This window comes from Pseudomonas sp. TKO26, from assembly GCF_003225665.1.
Classification (GTDB): domain Bacteria; phylum Pseudomonadota; class Gammaproteobacteria; order Pseudomonadales; family Pseudomonadaceae; genus Aquipseudomonas; species Aquipseudomonas saponiphila.
Genome location: NZ_QKLN01000032.1, coordinates 1 through 2,462 on the forward strand (window position 1 = coordinate 1; position 2,462 = coordinate 2,462).

Here is a 2,462-nt window from a genome sequence, read left to right on the forward strand (position 1 = left end):
GAGCCTTTTCTTCTGGGGCGCTGTCGATCTTGTCGAAGTCAACACGAGCCGAACCGAAAACTTCGGAGCAAACGCGAGTCAGAGCAGCAGTCAGAGTGGTTTTACCGTGGTCAACGTGACCGATAGTACCCACGTTAACGTGCGGCTTATTACGTTCGAACTTTTCCTTAGCCATCGAAATCACCCCTAGGAGAAGAATTAAGCAACTCACACAAGCCATTAAAACAAAGGCAGATATTTTCATATCTGCCTTGTTATATGGAGCTCTTGAGCGGATTTGAACCGCTGACCTCACCCTTACCAAGGGTGTGCTCTACCAACTGAGCTACAAGAGCAAAACACTTTGCAAAATCTGCAAACTTGGAGCGGGTAGCGGGAATCGAACCCGCATCATCAGCTTGGAAGGCTGAGGTTCTACCACTAAACTATACCCGCGGAGCCTGCAGCTCTCGCTAAATCTGGTGGAGGGGGAAGGATTCGAACCTTCGAAGTCGTAGACGTCAGATTTACAGTCTGATCCCTTTGGCCGCTCGGGAACCCCTCCTAAGCGAGGCAGCATTCTATACTATGCCACCCTTCTGTCAAGCATTTTCTCAATTAAATCTTGAGGTTAGCTGCATTGACCTAACTCTTTAGCTTCAACCTCAAGAGGTCTTCACTGCGGAGCGGGCGCCATTCTATGCAACCTATTCGACAGTTGCAACCCCCTCACAAGGCATTATTTTATGTTTTAACTCATTGAATTCCTTAGCAAGGCTCAGCAACTGAGGATCATCCAATAGATGCTTGCTTTCAGGAGATATGCGCAACCAAAAACCTGATGAACCAGGAGCATTCAAAACCTGCAATTTGGCCTCAACCCCCAACTCACCGAGACGCCGCTCAAGCCCCTGAGCCGACTCACGGCGCACAAAGCCCCCCAGATATAGACAACCCGCTTCCGCATCTGCGACCCGCCCCTTATCACGCCGCTCGACCGCATCAGTAGACTCGCTCAGCAGTCGAATATCCTGCTGAGAACCTCGATAAAGCGAGAGCGGCATCACCTCTTTTGCCCGAAGCGGAGCCTCCTGCTGATGCCAGACGTAGTAGAAAACATTGAGTACCAATAACAGCAGAAACAACCAACGCATAAACACCTCACGACAGCGGACGCGCCACAGTCAATCCAATTAGCGCTAGCCAGAGCTCAAGAGTCGTCGCGCAACCTTAAACTAAGCTCTCCACCGCTATATGCCTTTTCCTCGTCCCCCACCTTAAGACGCAGCCCTCCCTGGCGATCAATCCCCAGTACAACCCCATCAACCTTAGTTACACCCGCTATCAGAGACACTGCGCACCCCTGCCATAGATGGTTTTGCTCCCACTCATGCTGGATAGCTGAAAACCCATGCAAGCGATGACGCTCCAGATAAGCAGCCATAACCTCACCCAGGCGAGCGACAAGCTGGTTTCGATCCATGACCTTGCCAGACTCAAGCCTTACCGAAGTCCATTCCTGATCGACCTCCTCAGAAGCCTGCATGTTCACATTGATGCCAACACCAATGACGACGTGACATACATCTGCAGGATCACCCACCAACTCAAGAAGTATTCCAGCAATCTTTTTCTGACCGACCAAAACATCGTTTGGCCATTTCAGCCCCGCACCTGGAACGCCACAACCTCGAAGAGCCTGCATCACAGCCAGACCTACAACCAGACTGAGGCCCTCCAACTGTCGCATACCACCATCAACTCGCAACACAAGGCTGTAGTAAATGTTCTCGGCGAAGGGACTAATCCACTTACGACCGCGCCGACCGCGACCCGCTGTTTGTCGCTCAGCTAGAACCAGGAAGGGAGCAACACATCCACGCTCGATCGAGCGCAGCGCCTCGGCGTTTGTCGAGTCCAGAAAATCAAAAACCTGGACCGCCCACGGTGCATCGGGAGAAAGACGATTAATTTTCTCTGCGCTTAACAAAGTAATTGGGGAGGCCAGTCGGTAACCACGGCCTCGCACCTTATGAATATCGAGTCCCAACTCCACCTCAAGAAGCTGTAATTGCTTCCATATAGCACTACGAGTAACACCCAACGCGCACCCGAGGGCTTGCCCCGAGTGAAATTGCCCATCCTTAAGAAGCTCTAACAACGTCGACATGCAAGCTCCGCCTTACAATGAGGCTGGAATGATAGCCATGCCCTAAGCCATTGCATAGAAATCACCGCAAGCAAAGGACTTTAGAGGGAGATCAAAGCACTGGCAGCCGTAAGCACACAAGCGTGGCCAGCCCCAGCAGCGCAACTTTTCTGCAGCGCAAAAACAAAACCCCAACTGCTTTCGCAATTGGGGTTTCGGAATTTAATCTTGACGATGACCTACTCTCACATGGGGAAACCCCACACTACCATCGGCGATGCATCGTTTCACTTCTGAGTTCGGGATGGGATCAGGTGGTTCCAACGCTCTATGG

Annotated in this window: 3 protein-coding genes, 3 tRNA genes and 1 rRNA gene; all 7 read right to left on the minus strand. The window is 51.6% G+C overall.

Annotation, left to right across the window (positions count from 1 at the left end; translation table 11 throughout):
- On the minus strand, positions 1-175 hold a 175-nt coding region (locus DNK59_RS24195), incomplete at its 3' end, for a GTP-binding protein (RefSeq protein ID WP_255313386.1).
- 84 nt (positions 176-259) lie between these two features.
- Positions 260-335 (minus strand) — tRNA-Thr (locus DNK59_RS24200).
- Positions 336-361: 26 nt separating this feature from the next.
- A tRNA-Gly gene (locus DNK59_RS24205) sits at positions 362-435 on the minus strand.
- Positions 436-459: 24 nt separating this feature from the next.
- Positions 460-544, minus strand: a tRNA-Tyr gene (locus DNK59_RS24210).
- Between the two features lie 142 nt (positions 545-686).
- Entirely contained in the window at positions 687-1,133 is a 447-nt protein-coding gene (locus DNK59_RS24215; RefSeq protein ID WP_092309390.1) for a hypothetical protein, read from the minus strand.
- 56 nt (positions 1,134-1,189) lie between these two features.
- Entirely contained in the window at positions 1,190-2,149 is a 960-nt protein-coding gene (birA, locus tag DNK59_RS24220) for a bifunctional biotin--[acetyl-CoA-carboxylase] ligase/biotin operon repressor BirA (protein ID WP_110724902.1), read from the minus strand.
- 205 nt (positions 2,150-2,354) lie between these two features.
- Positions 2,355-2,462: ribosomal RNA gene (rrf, locus tag DNK59_RS24225) — 5S ribosomal RNA — on the minus strand; the annotation flags it as partial.

Excerpts from the sequence above, each read along its gene's own strand:
- birA (WP_110724902.1), bottom strand. The coding sequence starts at position 2,149 with ATGTCGACGTTGTTAGAGCTTCTTAAGGATGGGCAATTTCACTCGGGG.
- DNK59_RS24215 (WP_092309390.1), bottom strand. The coding sequence starts at position 1,133 with ATGCGTTGGTTGTTTCTGCTGTTATTGGTACTCAATGTTTTCTACTAC.